The 12,447-nt window shown below is 70.7% G+C and carries 16 protein-coding genes; 4 read left to right on the top strand and 12 right to left on the bottom strand.

Annotation, left to right across the window (positions count from 1 at the left end):
- Positions 1-10: 10 nt before the first annotated feature.
- Positions 11-859, bottom strand: coding sequence for a 16S rRNA (cytidine(1402)-2'-O)-methyltransferase (rsmI, locus tag FVE25_RS24115; protein WP_157249311.1), 849 nt, complete (start codon positions 857-859; stop codon positions 11-13).
- 78 nt (positions 860-937) lie between these two features.
- Between rsmI and FVE25_RS24110 the strand changes: the two genes are divergently transcribed.
- Both FVE25_RS24110 and FVE25_RS24105 read left to right on the top strand, forming a co-directional pair.
- Entirely contained in the window at positions 938-2,554 is a 1,617-nt protein-coding gene (locus FVE25_RS24110) for a dolichyl-phosphate-mannose--protein mannosyltransferase (protein ID WP_157249310.1), read from the top strand.
- 114 nt (positions 2,555-2,668) lie between these two features.
- Positions 2,669-3,850 (top strand): hypothetical protein, encoded by a 1,182-nt coding sequence (locus FVE25_RS24105; RefSeq protein ID WP_181019690.1) that lies wholly within the window; start codon positions 2,669-2,671, stop codon positions 3,848-3,850.
- On the opposite strand, the gene FVE25_RS24100 is transcribed toward FVE25_RS24105, so the two are convergent.
- From FVE25_RS24100 to FVE25_RS24090, 3 genes are read right to left on the bottom strand one after another with little or no spacing between them, the layout of a single operon-like run.
- Positions 3,837-4,448 (bottom strand): class F sortase, encoded by a 612-nt coding sequence (locus tag FVE25_RS24100; RefSeq protein ID WP_157249309.1) that lies wholly within the window; start codon positions 4,446-4,448, stop codon positions 3,837-3,839. The genes FVE25_RS24105 and FVE25_RS24100 overlap by 14 nt on opposite strands.
- On the bottom strand, positions 4,435-4,866 hold the full coding sequence (locus tag FVE25_RS24095; RefSeq protein WP_157249308.1) for a hypothetical protein: 432 nt from the start codon (positions 4,864-4,866) through the stop codon (positions 4,435-4,437). The genes FVE25_RS24100 and FVE25_RS24095 overlap by 14 nt, the downstream gene beginning before the upstream one ends.
- A gap of 45 nt (positions 4,867-4,911) precedes the next feature.
- Positions 4,912-6,003, bottom strand: coding sequence for a winged helix DNA-binding domain-containing protein (locus FVE25_RS24090; protein WP_157249307.1), 1,092 nt, complete (start codon positions 6,001-6,003; stop codon positions 4,912-4,914).
- Between the two features lie 57 nt (positions 6,004-6,060).
- Between FVE25_RS24090 and FVE25_RS24085 the strand changes: the two genes are divergently transcribed.
- Positions 6,061-6,834 (top strand): acyl-CoA thioester hydrolase/BAAT C-terminal domain-containing protein, encoded by a 774-nt coding sequence (locus tag FVE25_RS24085; protein WP_157249306.1) that lies wholly within the window; start codon positions 6,061-6,063, stop codon positions 6,832-6,834.
- 190 nt (positions 6,835-7,024) lie between these two features.
- Here the strand turns inward: FVE25_RS24085 and FVE25_RS24080 are convergent, their stop codons facing one another.
- Positions 7,025-7,633: a dihydrofolate reductase family protein gene (locus FVE25_RS24080; RefSeq protein WP_157249305.1), complete on the bottom strand. Its 609-nt coding sequence runs from the start codon at positions 7,631-7,633 to the stop codon at positions 7,025-7,027.
- A gap of 58 nt (positions 7,634-7,691) precedes the next feature.
- On the bottom strand, positions 7,692-7,991 hold the full coding sequence (locus FVE25_RS24075; protein WP_157249304.1) for a hypothetical protein: 300 nt from the start codon (positions 7,989-7,991) through the stop codon (positions 7,692-7,694).
- A 333-nt stretch (positions 7,992-8,324) separates the two neighbouring features.
- On the opposite strand from FVE25_RS24075, the gene FVE25_RS24070 reads away from it, so the two are divergent.
- Positions 8,325-9,296: a hypothetical protein gene (locus FVE25_RS24070; RefSeq protein WP_157249303.1), complete on the top strand. Its 972-nt coding sequence runs from the start codon at positions 8,325-8,327 to the stop codon at positions 9,294-9,296.
- On the opposite strand, the gene FVE25_RS24065 is transcribed toward FVE25_RS24070, so the two are convergent.
- The 6 genes from FVE25_RS24065 to FVE25_RS24040 all read right to left on the bottom strand — a co-directional run bounded on the left by FVE25_RS24065 (position 9,297) and on the right by FVE25_RS24040 (position 12,442).
- Positions 9,297-9,536 (bottom strand): hypothetical protein, encoded by a 240-nt coding sequence (locus tag FVE25_RS24065; protein ID WP_157249302.1) that lies wholly within the window; start codon positions 9,534-9,536, stop codon positions 9,297-9,299. It abuts the gene before it with no gap.
- Positions 9,537-9,574: 38 nt separating this feature from the next.
- The gene (locus FVE25_RS24060; protein ID WP_157249638.1) at positions 9,575-10,477 is read right to left on the bottom strand and encodes an aminoglycoside phosphotransferase family protein; all 903 of its coding nucleotides are present in this window, start codon (positions 10,475-10,477) and stop codon (positions 9,575-9,577) included.
- 74 nt (positions 10,478-10,551) lie between these two features.
- Positions 10,552-10,995, bottom strand: a complete 444-nt coding sequence (locus FVE25_RS24055; RefSeq protein WP_157249301.1) for a hypothetical protein — start codon at positions 10,993-10,995, stop codon at positions 10,552-10,554.
- Between the two features lie 57 nt (positions 10,996-11,052).
- Positions 11,053-11,436, bottom strand: a complete 384-nt coding sequence (locus FVE25_RS24050) for a hypothetical protein (protein ID WP_157249300.1) — start codon at positions 11,434-11,436, stop codon at positions 11,053-11,055.
- 58 nt (positions 11,437-11,494) lie between these two features.
- Positions 11,495-11,923 (bottom strand): hypothetical protein, encoded by a 429-nt coding sequence (locus FVE25_RS24045; protein ID WP_157249299.1) that lies wholly within the window; start codon positions 11,921-11,923, stop codon positions 11,495-11,497.
- A gap of 222 nt (positions 11,924-12,145) precedes the next feature.
- Positions 12,146-12,442 carry a YbaB/EbfC family nucleoid-associated protein gene (locus FVE25_RS24040; RefSeq protein ID WP_157249298.1) on the bottom strand — a complete coding sequence of 99 codons (297 nt, stop codon included), beginning with the start codon at positions 12,440-12,442 and terminating at the stop codon, positions 12,146-12,148.
- Between the last annotated feature and the right edge of the window lie 5 nt (positions 12,443-12,447).

The raw sequence follows: 12,447 nt of genomic DNA, 5'->3' as shown, positions 1-12,447 counted from the left end.
GATGCGCACCCTATGGCGTGAGAGATCTCCTGTGAACCGCGTCGTACAGCTCGCGTTTGGGGATCCCGGCCTCCTTGGCGACGTCCGCGACAGCCTGCTTACGTTGGGTGCCCGCCTCGGTCCGCCGGTCGACCTCGGCCACCAGGTCCTCGATGTCGGGCTCGCCGGCCGCGGCGGTGTGCCCGGCCACCACGACCGTGATCTCGCCCTTGACGCCCGCCTCCGCCCACGCGGCCAGTTCGGCCAGGCCGCCCCGCCGTACCTCCTCGTAGGTTTTGGTGAGTTCGCGGCAGACCGCGGCCGGGCGGGTGGCGCCGAACGCCTCGGCCATGGCGGCCAGGGAACTGGCCAGGCGGTGCGGCGCCTCGAAGAAGACCATGGTGCGCTCCTCGGCGGCCAGCGCGCCCAGGCGGCGGGCGCGCTCGCCGGGCTTGCGGGGCGGGAAGCCCTCGAAGCAGAAGCGGTCGCTGGGCAGGCCCGAGATGGCCAGCGCGGTGGTGACCGCGGACGGGCCGGGCAGCGCGGTGACGGTGATGCCCGCCTCGACGGCCAGATGGGTGAGGCGGTAGCCGGGATCGGAGACGCCGGGCATGCCCGCGTCGGTGATGATCACGACGGTGCGCCCGTCTTTGAGGGTCTCGACGAGTTCCTGGGCGCGGCCCGCCTCGTTGTTGTCGTAGTAGGACACGACCCGGCCGGTGATCTCCGCGCCGAGCTCGGTGGCGAGCCGGCGCAGCCGCCTGGTGTCCTCCGCCGCGATCACGTCGGCGCTCTCCAGAACCTGCCGCAGCCGCGGGGAAACATCTCCCACTTGCCCGATAGGTGCTCCTGCCAGCACCAACTTGCCGTCTTGAGTCACCCAGCCATTGTGGCAGGGCACCCCAATTGCACCGTGTTTCTTATCTATTCAACGCCTTGGGGCCCGTACGATGTCCGAATGGCCGTGACCGATTTTCAGTACCAGGCCGTGGACGATCACAAGCAGCCCGGACCGCGATCGGTGCGCGACCGCCTGGTCCCGCCGATGCGCGGCAGCCTGCTCTGGGGCTGGGCGGGCCCGCTGCTGATCGCCTTGTTCGGCGGCGTGCTGCGCTTCGTCAACCTCGGCCATCCGAAGGCCGTCGTCTTCGACGAGACCTATTACGCCAAGGACGCCTACTCGCTGATCACCTGGGGTGTCGAGAAGGTCGCGATCAAGGACGCCGACAAGGCGCTGATCGCCGGCAACACCGACATCTGGCAGAAGTGCGCCCAGGACGCGCTCGACAAGTGCGCCTCCTACGTGGTGCACCCGCCGCTCGGCAAGTGGATGATCGGCCTCGGCGAGTGGGTGGCGGGGGTGACGCCGTACGGCTGGCGCGTGGCGGCCGCCGTCTTCGGCACGCTGTCGATCCTGATCATCGCCCGCCTGGCGCGCAGGATGACTCGCTCGACGCTGCTCGGCTGCTTCGCCGGGCTGCTGCTGGCCCTCGACGGCCTGCACTTCGTGCTCTCGCGCACCGCGCTGCTGGACATCTTCCTCATGTTCTGGGTGCTGGCCGGGTTCGCCTGCCTGGTCGTCGACCGGGACAGAATGCGCGGCCGGCTGGTCGACTGGTACGAGACCTCGCCGCTGACGCCGGAGGGCCCCTGGCTGGGCTGGCGGCCGTGGCGGCTGGCGGCCGGCGTCTGCCTGGGCGCGGCCTGCGCGGTCAAGTGGTCGGGCGTCTTCTTCCTGATCGCGTTCGGGATCATGTCGCTGATCTGGGACATGGGCGCACGCAAGGCGATCGGGCTGCGCAAGCCGTACTCGGGCACGTTCGGCAAGGACCTGCCGACGTGGCTGGGGGCGGTCACGCTGGCGCCCGCACTGACCTACATCGCCTCCTGGGCCGGCTGGTTCGCCAACGCCGGCGGCTACGGCCGCAACTGGGCGCAGGCGACCTCCTCCGGGCCGTTGTTCTTCGTCGTCGACTCCTTCAAGTCGTGGCTCGGCTACCAGGTGCAGGTGCTCGGCTTCCACACCGGGCTGGAGTCCACGCACCCCTACCAGTCCGAGCCGTGGCAGTGGCCGCTGCTGCTGCGCCCGGTGGCCTTCTACTACGAGGGCAAGCAGAGCGGCTGCGCGGCCAAGGACTGCTCGGAGGCGGTGCTCGGGGTGGGCACGCCGGTGATCTGGTTCGGGGCGCTGGCCGCCCTGGTCGCGCTGATCGCCTGGTACGTCGCCGCGCGTGACTGGCGGGCGGGCGCGGTGCTGCTGGCGTACGCCGTGGGCTGGCTGCCGTGGTTCTACTACGCGATCGCCGACAACCGGACGATGTTCCTGTTCTACGCGATCCCGATGGTGCCGTTCATGGTGCTGGCCATCACGTTGTGCGCCGGGTGGCTGATCGGCCCCGCCGTACGGGAAGGGGCTGCGCCGCCGATGCGGCGGACGGTCGGAGCCGCCGTGGTCGGCGCCTTCGCTTTGCTGGCTTTGGTGAATTTCTGGTGGTTGTATCCCATTTTGACCGGCGAACTGATTACCTATGCGGAGTGGAAAGCACGCATGCTTTTCGACAAGCGTTGGATCTGACCTTGACCACTAACCGCTATAGGATGATTTCGTAGGGTAGTCGCAGTGCACGACCCAATACGCACAGGATTCGGTCATCGTCAGGCCTGGGGTCCATACGGCAAACTTCGAGGCATGAGTGCACCGGATGTGACAGCGCTGCTCACCGAGTTGGAGCGCTCCGAGCCGGACCTGGCCGACGATGCCAGGACCGCGGTCGAGTGGCTGACCGGCGGCGAACCGCTGGAAACGGTGACACAACTCGACGTGTGCGAGTTCCTCTGGTACACGCTGCCGCTGAAGGTCGGCGGCGACCACGAGCGCCTGGCCCGCGCCCTTGGCAAGCTCCTGACGCTGGGCGGCCTCGACCGCTACGCCGCGCTCTGCGAGTCGGCCACCACGCTCCAGATCCTCCGGGCCTACGCCCGCGACGGCGAGGACGCCGGCACCGCCGCCTACCAGGAGGCGCTGGAGGCCACCGGCGTGCTCCCGCCGGACGTCGCGGACCTGCGCTGGAGCATGATCATGGGGCCGGAGGAGCTGGGCGCGCACGTGGCCTGCTCGGCCGCGCTCGAACTGGCGATCCTGTCCGGCGAGGACATCGACCGTGTCGCCCTGACCCGCCGCTGGCTCACCGAGCCACGCACCGAGCTGGGCGGCGACAGCTGGCTCAACCGCGTGCACGGCGAACGGCTCAACCGCTGGGTGCTCGGCCGCGGCCCGGCCCGGCGCGAGCTGGCCCAGCCGTTCGAGGTGCGCCTGCACGCGCCGATCGCCCCCCAGCCGCTGCCCGCGCTGCACCGGCTCCTCAGCCTGGCCGCCTCCGAGAGCCTGCCGCTGCGCCTGGCGCCCTCGCCAGAGGCGCTGCACCTGCGCGAGCTGGCCGAGCTCGACCTCGGCGCGCTGCTGCGCGACGGCGCCAGGCTGACCATCACCGACGAGGGACGCCGCCTGCTGGACTCCCCCGAGGAACTGTGGGCGGCGGCCACCGGGCTGCTGCTGGCCCGCCCCGAGCACGAGTTCGACGTCTCGGTGCGCGAGGCCGCACTCATACTGCTGGCCGACGGCAGCGTGATGTCGCCGCGGGAGCTGCACACCCGGGTGGCGGAGATCGTCGGCGGCGAGGGCTGGCAGCCGGCGACCGGCCGCGAGAACGTCGCCCGCCCGCTGACCGGCCTGGTGGGCCAGCTCACCGCGCTCGACCTGGCCTTCGGCGACGACCTCGTGGTACGGCTGACGCCCGCGGGCCATCTGGCGGCCCTGGCCGCGCTGCGCGCCCACGCCCTGCGGCCCCGGCAGTACGTCAGCCCGGGATGAGCCGGGCGAAAGCGATCACGTTGTCCAGGTAGCCGAGCGCCGGATCGTACCTGCCGCCGCAGGTGACGAGCCGGAGCTCGGGTTCACCCGTCGGCCCGTAGACGGCCTGGGTGGGGAAGGCGTCCTTGGCGAACTCCTCGACCGACTCGACGGCGAAGACGGCGGCGCTGCCGTCCCGGCGCCCGACGACGATCTCGTCGCCCGCCTGGAGCGCGCCCAGGCGGTAGAAGACGGCCGGGCCGCTGGTCCTGGAGTCCACGTGCCCGAAGACGACGGCCGCCCCGCGCTCGCCCGGGGTGGGGCCGGGCGCGTACCAGCCGATCAGCTCCGGCCGGTCGACCGGCGGAACCTCAGCGGTGCCGTCGGGGGCCTTGCCGACGCCGACGACCTCGGCGTGGACGCCGATGGCCGCGATACCGAGCGTGACCGGCTCGCTGGGCGGCATCGGGGCGGCCGGGCCGTACCTGGAGAGGGTGCCCTGCGCGCCGGGGCGCGGCGGTGGCGCGAAGCCGCGGTTGGCGAGGCCGTCGACGGCGATCGCGACGGCGGCGCCGACCGCGATCGCGGCCAGGACCCTGGCGGCCCTACCGGCGGGCACGCCTCACCAGGAGCAGCAGCACGGCGGCGGCGAGCACGCCGACGCCCAGGCTGAACGCCGGGCCGACCGCGCGCAGATGGGTGGAGCCGTCACCGGTGCCGGCGCCGCCGCTGGGGTAGGCGGCCTCGACGACCAGCCAGCCGTCGTTGAGCGGGTTGGCGTCGGGCGCGCACCGGCCCTCGACGCGGTACTTGCCGGGCTCGGTGGTGACCTGGATGGAGGCGCCGCGTTTGCCGGGGACGGCCAGTTTGCCGAACGCGTCGGAGTCGGCCGACGCCTCGCTGAAGACGTCGCAGGCGAGCTTGACGGTGACGAGGCCACCCGGCTCGACCCGCTCCGGCGCGACGGTGATGTCTCCGGTGGGCGCGCTCAGGAACACCGCACCGGAGGCGAAGAATGTTGTGAAGAGCAGGCGCACGTCCGCTATGTGCCCGAAGCTCGCCCTGGCCAGGGCAAACAACGGTCAATGGTTGAACCGCACGGCCTGACAGCCCAGGAACTCGGCGTACGGCTCGGCCTCGGCCAGGACCGCGTCCCGGTCCGCCGTGCCCTCCACGGTGAGCAGGAGGGTCGTGTCCTTCTGCTGATGCCGCCACAGCCCGGCCAGTTCGCCGTCGCCGAGGATGACGCCCGGCCGGCCGCTGCGCGCCCAGATGCGCGGGTGCAGGCTCGCGTCCGGCGCCAGCGTGGCCCGGTCGCGCCCCTGCAGATACGGCTCGTCCGGCGGCAGCAGGCGCACCCCTTTGGGCAGCGCGGCCCGCTTCAGCTCGTCCACGTCCTCGGCCAGCACGAATCCGGCTCCCACCGGGACCAGCTCCGCCTCGGCCCGGGCCCACGAGCGTGCCGCGTAGTGCGGGCTCACCCCCGCCCAGGCGGCGAACTCCTCGACCGTGCTCGGCCCGTACAGGCTCAGATACCGCCGCACCAGCCCCTGCCGGGCCTTCTTGTCCGTCGGCATCGCGGGCAGCCACTGATCCACCCGCTGGAACGCCGTCCCGGCGCCGGGCGCGATCGCGAACTCCCCGGTCAGCGAGGCGGCCCGGATGAGGATCTCGCTGAAGGACGAGAACGTGTCCGGCCCCATCCACGGCGCGAACTCGGCGGGTAAGCGGGGCGCCAGCGCGCTGCCCAGCTCGCGCGTGGTCAGGGTCCGCCCGTTGAGCGCGTCCCTGGTGGCCTCGATGACCAGCTCCATCGTGGCGCTGGCGCTCCTGCCCATCCGATCCAGCATCGGCAGGAACCCGGCCATCCGCGCCCGCCACGACTCCTCGTCGTCCGGCAGCAGCCCGCGCGTGAAGAGCGGCAGGTCGGCGGCGTTGACCAGGCAGGGCGCGCCGCGCAGGCTCCACACCCGCACCAGCGTGCGCCGCGTGGCGAGCGCCGCGGCCACCTCCTCGGCGTCCGCCTCCGCCCTGGCCCGGAGCGCCAGCTCTGCCGAGCCCGGCGGGGTGTCCTGCGGCGCCGTCGCGGCGGCCTCGGCCAGCGTGCCCCGCTCGTCGAGCCGGTGCCGGCGCAGCCGGAAGGCGATGACCTGCTCTCGTCCGACGTTGATCACAACGCGCGCATCCTTTCTTCCCGAACCGACACTATCCACCCCATAAGATCCACAACCATGGAAAGCCACCTGGCAGTCGGCGGCGAGACCGGTGTCCTCGTGCTCGCCGGTTCCAGCGGCCGGATCGACGCCGCCCGCTGTGACCTGCTGGCCGCACACGGTCTGACGGCGCTGTCGCCCCGATGGTTCGGCGGCCCCGGCCAATCGCCCGGCATCTGCGAGATCCCGCTGGAGACCTTCGTCACCTGCCTGGACCGGCTCACCGCCGCGGGGGCGAAGCGGCTGACCGTCCTCGGGCTGTCCAAGGGCGCCGAGGCCGCGCTCGCGCTGGCCTGCGTCGAGCCCCGCGTCCGCGCCGTCGTCGCCCTGTCGCCGTCCTCGGTCGTCTGGCCCAACGTCGGCCCAGGGCGCGACGGCGTCACCGAGCCCTACCGCTCGTCGTGGACCTGGCGCGGCCGTCCGCTCCCCTTCGCGCCCTATCCCGCCGACTGGCCGGACCACGGCCCGCCCACGGCCTTCCGCGACTTCTACGCCCGCGGCCTCGCGGCGGCGCCCGCCGCCGCGGCCATCCCCCTGGAACGCTCCCGCGCCGACGTGCTGCTCGTGGCCGGGGAGGACGATCAGATGTGGCCGTCCGCCGCCTTCGCCCGCGCCCTGGCCGCGCGGCGGCCGGTGCGGCTGATCACCCATCCGTCGGCGGGCCACCGCCCGGTCCTGCCCGGCGAGACGCCGGCCGCGCCGTCGCCTTCCTATCTGTACGGCGGGGCGCCGGAGGCCGACGCCGAACTGGGGGCCACGGCCTGGCCGGAGATCCTGGACGTCCTCATGTGAAAAGGGCCCGCACCAACAGGTGCGAGCCCTTTCCACGTAGGTGTAGACGGTGTGCAGGTCGCCTCTCGGCGAAAGGCACAACGCGGCTCCAGCCGAACGGTAGTCCGCGAAGGCGGTAGGTGAGGCCCGGGGACACTGGACACACCGGCTACGGCTTGTGTAACGAGCCCGCCCCCTGATGCATTCCCGGCTACTCGACGATTCCGTACGACGGCTTGCCGGTCACGTCGTAGGTGAGGTGCAGCACGCCGGTGCTCGTGGTCCGGGAGCCGGTGAGCTTGAGCCCGGCGGCGGCCGTACCCTCGGCGAACAGCCGCTTGCCTTCGCCGATGACGACCGGGAAGACCAGCAGGTGGTACTCGTCGACCAGCCCGGCGGCCTGGAGCGTGCGCACCAGGTCGCTGCTGCCCTGGACCAGGATGACGCCGTCGGTGCGCCGCTTCAGCTCGGCGACCGTCTCGGCGGCCTCGCCGACCAGCACCTCGCTGTTGCGCCACGTGGCCTCCTTGGGAGAGCGCGTCGTGACGTACTTCGGCATGCTGTTGATCTTGGCCCCGCCCTCCTCGTCGGGCACGCCGGGCCAGTACGAGGACAGGATGTCGTAGGACGTGCGGCCCAGGAGCATGCCGTCGGCCCGCTCGAGCACGTCTGCCATGATCTGGTTGAAGTCCTCGTCCACGTGGGGCGGCAGCCAGCCGCCGTGCGTGAAGCCGTTCGAGTCGTCCTCACCGGGGCCGCCGGGGCCCTGCATGACGCCGTCGAGCGACAGGAAGGTCCCGACCACCAGTTTGCTCGCCATCTTCTCGCTCCTCTTCGTGCTGCCGTCGCTTTGTTGGTCCCAGCTTGGCCGGGCGGGCTTAAGGAGTTCCTACGACATCCCTACGGCGGCTTCTGTGGGGTTTGGGCGGCGCCGGGCTGGGGGGCGGGGGCTTGGGCGCCGGCGGCTTGGGGGGCGGCGGGGCGCAGGGCGGGTTGGCGGTGAGGTCGTCGGCCCAGAACGCGATGAGCTCGGCCTCGGTGTGCGCGTCCATCGGCAGGCGCAGGGGGATGCGGCCGCTGCACAGGGCCCAGGTCGTCACCAGCATGAGCAGGAGCTGGTCGTCGTCGTTCATCCACGACCACGGAGGGTCACGGACGATCGGGTGGAAGGCGGGCATGAGGTCTCGTCTCCAAGAGGTGCCGGGGTGTGGGATCAACCATGCGAGGCCGGCCGGCGGGTCGGCCACCGGGTCGTACGGCTCCGGAAAACCTCGGATCGACTGCCCGTTTTCCTGGTTTTTCCGGTGCATTCCCGAGGGGTGACTACGTTTTCCGGATATTTCCGGGCTCGTCCGGAGTTGAGCGGGGTTCTAATCCGTACACATCCGGAAATGTGAGATATGGAGATCTCGCCCCGAGTTGACCATCTGTGGTGTCAAAATGACTCCCGTTACTCCTGGTAGAGCAGTGCTGATCACCTCGACATAGGGACGACACCAGCAAAGACGGACATGATCCAGGACCTCAGCGCGGCAACACGCAGCGACTTCATCGAGCAGCTCAACGAACTACGCTTGCGGTCGGGCAATCCCACGCTCCACGAGCTGCAGCGGCTCTCCCAGCGCATCGGCGGCCGCGACGGCCAGTACCGTGAACTGGCCAAGAGCACCACCCACGACATCCTCACGCACAAACGCAAGCGTCTGCCCGAGTGGTGGTGGGTGTCCCTGTTCGTCGGCGCCTGCCACCTTGCCGCCGAGCACCATCACCTGCAGCAGGAGCCGCTGGGCAACCTGGACGACTGGAACGCCCGGTGGCGTGCCGCCCGTGCCTGCCTGCCGGCTCCGCCGTACCCGGAGACCACGCAGCCGCACCCCCGCGCCCGCGAACCCCTCCACCACGAGCCGGCTCCTTGGGAGCCGGCGCCCAGGGAGCGGGCGTCCTTGGAGTGGGCCTCGCTGTCCCTGGACCACCCGTCCCTGGACCACCCGTCCCTGGACCACCCGTCCCTGGACTACCCGTCTCTGGACGACCAGCCGCTGGAGGTCGCCGGTGACGAGCAACGGCAGTGGGAACGGCAGGCGGAGATCTACGGCCGGACCGGGGCGCGGCTGCTGAGCCAGCTGGACCCGAACGACGCGCACGACCTGCTGCGCATGGCGGTCATCGCGCTGCTGCGCGGCCACGAGGACGAAGCCCGCGCCTGGCTGCGCCCGCTGGCCGGCACCGGGCAGGCCGAGGCGGTGCGGCTGTCCGACGCGGCGGCGCCGCAGTTGGTGGCGGCCGAGCTCGCCTACCGCTACGGCCGCGAGTACCTGGTGCCGCCCGCCGGGCGGGTCAGCGTGGCGATGTTCTTCTTCCGCCTGGCCGCGGCGCACGGTCACGCCGAGGCCGCCTACCAGCTCGCCCTGCACCGCAGGCGCCGCGAGGAGGAAGACCCCGCGGCGGCCTGGTTCGGCGTCGCCGCCGTGTCCGCCGGCTGACTAGTAGTCGTCCCCCGGCCTGCGCCAGCGGGCGTCCTCGTCGGCCCTCCGCTTGGCCTCGTCTCGGGGATGACTGTTCTCCAGCCAGACGAAGAAGCCGAAGACGATCACCCCCACGACGGCGACGAAGATCAGCAAGACCTTCCACGCCCCCGGAATGAAGATCAACGCCAGCAGGCCGACGATCACCATCACGAAAGCGGCCAGCAGCCCTAACCCGATCTTCTTCCAGAGCGACACGCTTCTCCCCTTCGGCAGTTTCCCCAGATTCTGCCTGATTAGTGGGGAGTGCGACGTTCGTCGTCCAGAATGCGGTCCACGGTGCGCCGGCCCATCCGCGCCATGCCCGGGTTGCTGTCGAGGTAGTACCAGACCAGCCCGAGCGCCTGCGCGAACGCCCACGCCCTGCCCCGCGCCCACTCCACGTCGTCACACCCGAGGCCGTCCCGCAGCACCCGCCGTGGCCCGGCCTCCAGCAGATGCCAGGCGCTCACCAGATCCAGCGCCGGATCGGCGGGCCCGAACCCGCCCACGTCCAGCACCCCGGCCAGCCGTCCCCCGGACACGAGCACGTTGCCCGGGATGAGATCACCGTGGTTCATCACATCAGCCCCGCCACGCGGCAACTCCCGCATGACCGCCCACATCCGGCGAAGCCGGGGAACATCCAGAAGCCGCTCGCTCTCCCGGAAACACCTCTCCATCCACCCGTCGTGGGTCCGAAGGTCCCCGCCGCGCCCCTTGCCGGCAAAGGTACGGCCCCGCGTGCCGGCGGCCCGGAGATCACCGATGAGCTCGGCCAGATCCCGGGCGAACGCCACCGACTCCCCCGGGTCCTCGTCGGCGGCCACGGCCCCGGGCACCCACGTCTGCACCGACCACGGCAGCGGGTACCCGTCCCCGGGCTCGCCGATCATGACCGGTTCCGGCGTCGGGAACCGGGTGGCGGCCGCGATCTCCCGCGCCGCCTCGGCCTCGGCCTCCAGCCACCGCCGCGTCGCCGCCGCCTCCCGCGGCTCAAGCGGGAACCGCGCGGCGAACCGGTCGCCGATGCGGAAGATGGCATTCACGGTGCCCTGCCCGGCGACCCGCTCGACGGGCCGGCCCCGCCCTTCGGGAAACTGCTCGGCCACCAAAGCACGCGCGGTGTCCACGGTCACGGTCAGTTCATCGGCGTGCATCTTCACCCGTGGAGCGTGGCATGGCCCGATCTTGGCACGCCACCGGTTTTCGCCGCTGGTTTCGTCGCCGGGTTTCAGTCGCTGTCGAATATGCCGATGATCTCCAGCAGCTTGACGATCTCTTCCTTGAGCGGCGACGGCAGGTTGTTGCCGTTCCTCGAATACTGCCCCGTGTAGTTCTTGGGCGGCGCCGACGGCACGGCCTGGGTTTCGTTGATCTGGAAGAACCAGTTTCCCTTGTACGGCCCACCCGTAATGGTGAGGTGCGCGCTGTCGAAATAGAAGCTGTCGCTCTCCGACTTCACCGGGCTGAGCGTGACGTGCCCGCCGTACCATTTGTCGCCGATTCTGAACTCGAGCCCCTCCAGGAACGACTGCACCCCACTGCCGCCGTCGGTCCGCGTCTTCCCCGCGGCGATCCGCAGCGACTCGAAGACCCACGAGCCGAAGTCAAAAGTGGTGAACGTGTCGATGGCCTGGGTTATCGTCCGCTGGGAACGATCCGCGCTTTCGGTCACGGAGTCTCCTCTCGCTCGCCGTATCGTGAATGCGCGGATCCCCTCCGTCAATAGGCGTCAGCCCACGGAGGGCAGCTTGAACGGATCCTCCGGAACGAAGCACCCGTAATCCTGAAGCGGCTGCGGATCGCCGAGCACGATCTGCGAAACCTGCCCCGCCGGCGAAACCCCGTCGGCCCGCCCCTGCACACGCTCCCCGGGCCGCGGTCCACCGCGTCCGAGGGGCATCTCCCCAGCGTCGCCGGCCAGCCGCCCGAACCGGTCCAGCAGCACGTGCACCGCCTCGACGACGTCGGCAATGTCCGCTTCCTCACCACCGTGGAGTTCCTTGTAGGCCGCCCTGGCCGCCGCCAGGAACTTCTCCGGATCCATGATCACCACGTCCCGCCGCGTCCGGACGCTGATGACCATCCCCGCCACGGGAGGCGTCGTCTCATCCATCCCCCGACGATAATGCGCGGGCGATCACCCATGGCATCGCCCGCGCACCTCTCTGTTCCTAGATCGGGCCTTCGACGCTATACGTCAGCCGATACCTGTATTGCGTGCCGTGGAACCCGTTCATGGGCACCACTATCAGCCCCCGACCGGCGTCCCCAGGGCCGATCGTGACCTCACCGATGGCCCAGCCGTCGTTCTCCCTGATCTTGACGTGAATGGAGCCCTGGAACGGATACGACTGGTTGATGTCCCACCAGTCGCCGCCGTCCATGTTGTTCCGGCCGCCGCGGTAAACGCCGTCGACGATGAGCTCGACTTCGTCGGAGAACTGCTCCGCCTCGTCATCGCAGTTGAGCCGGATGAGGTACAGCAGGTAAACGTCGTCGGCCTGAGCCGCCTGCGAGACGTTTCGCGGCGCCGCCTGAGCGCTCGCCGCCGGGGCCGGCGCGACCATCAGCGTGGCAAGAAGCGCCACCAGCCAAGTCACGCCGATCCAACACCGAATTCGGACCATTACCGAACCCTCCTGGGTGATCGTGGACCTTCCGCCTTGATACAACCCGCAAATCCAGAAGGTTCCGAGGCCCATCTTTTCGCCGGGGGTAATGCCGTCCGGGATTACCTCGCGGAACGGGTGGTGCCGGGCCGGCGCGCGTGGGCGAGTATCTCGGGCTCGGGCCGTCGCCCGGGTTCAAGGCCCTGGAGAGCCTCAGGGGCGCAGGTCGTCCATGAGGTCGGCGTGGGCGGCCGCGGCGGCCTCCTCCGCGCCCGAGATGGCCGTCATCAGCGCGTCGGCCATCTGGACGGCGTCCAGGTTCCGCCTGCTCAGCGGGCTGATGTCCAGGCTGACCAGGGTGCCGAGGGCGTCGGTGGCGGCGACGATGCGGCCGTGGTCGGCGGTGGCGGTGTGCCGGCGGGTGTTCCACTCCTCCACCAGCGCCTCGGCACGTTCCCCCGCGGCGATGAGTTCGTCCAGGCGGGCCTGCATGAGCTGCATGTCGTCCACGTTCG

Source organism: Nonomuraea typhae (genome assembly GCF_009760925.1).
In the GTDB taxonomy this organism is placed as follows: Bacteria; Actinomycetota; Actinomycetes; order Streptosporangiales; family Streptosporangiaceae; genus Nonomuraea; species Nonomuraea typhae.
Note: the sequence above shows the minus strand (reverse complement) of the source record. Positions and strands in the feature narration are given on the sequence as shown.

What these genes read in the sequence shown, in the direction of transcription:
- FVE25_RS24070 (WP_157249303.1), top strand. Translation starts at nt 8,325, where the DNA reads ATGATCCAGGACCTCAGCGCGGCAACACGCAGCGACTTCATCGAGCAG.
- FVE25_RS24050 (WP_157249300.1), bottom strand. Translation starts at nt 11,436, where the DNA reads ATGGATGAGACGACGCCTCCCGTGGCGGGGATGGTCATCAGCGTCCGG.
- FVE25_RS24085 (WP_157249306.1), top strand. Translation starts at nt 6,061, where the DNA reads ATGGAAAGCCACCTGGCAGTCGGCGGCGAGACCGGTGTCCTCGTGCTC.
- FVE25_RS24060 (WP_157249638.1), bottom strand. Translation starts at nt 10,477, where the DNA reads ATGCACGCCGATGAACTGACCGTGACCGTGGACACCGCGCGTGCTTTG.
- FVE25_RS24075 (WP_157249304.1), bottom strand. Translation starts at nt 7,991, where the DNA reads ATGCCCGCCTTCCACCCGATCGTCCGTGACCCTCCGTGGTCGTGGATG.
- FVE25_RS24080 (WP_157249305.1), bottom strand. Translation starts at nt 7,633, where the DNA reads ATGGCGAGCAAACTGGTGGTCGGGACCTTCCTGTCGCTCGACGGCGTC.
- FVE25_RS24110 (WP_157249310.1), top strand. Translation starts at nt 938, where the DNA reads ATGGCCGTGACCGATTTTCAGTACCAGGCCGTGGACGATCACAAGCAG.
- FVE25_RS24105 (WP_181019690.1), top strand. Translation starts at nt 2,669, where the DNA reads ATGAGTGCACCGGATGTGACAGCGCTGCTCACCGAGTTGGAGCGCTCC.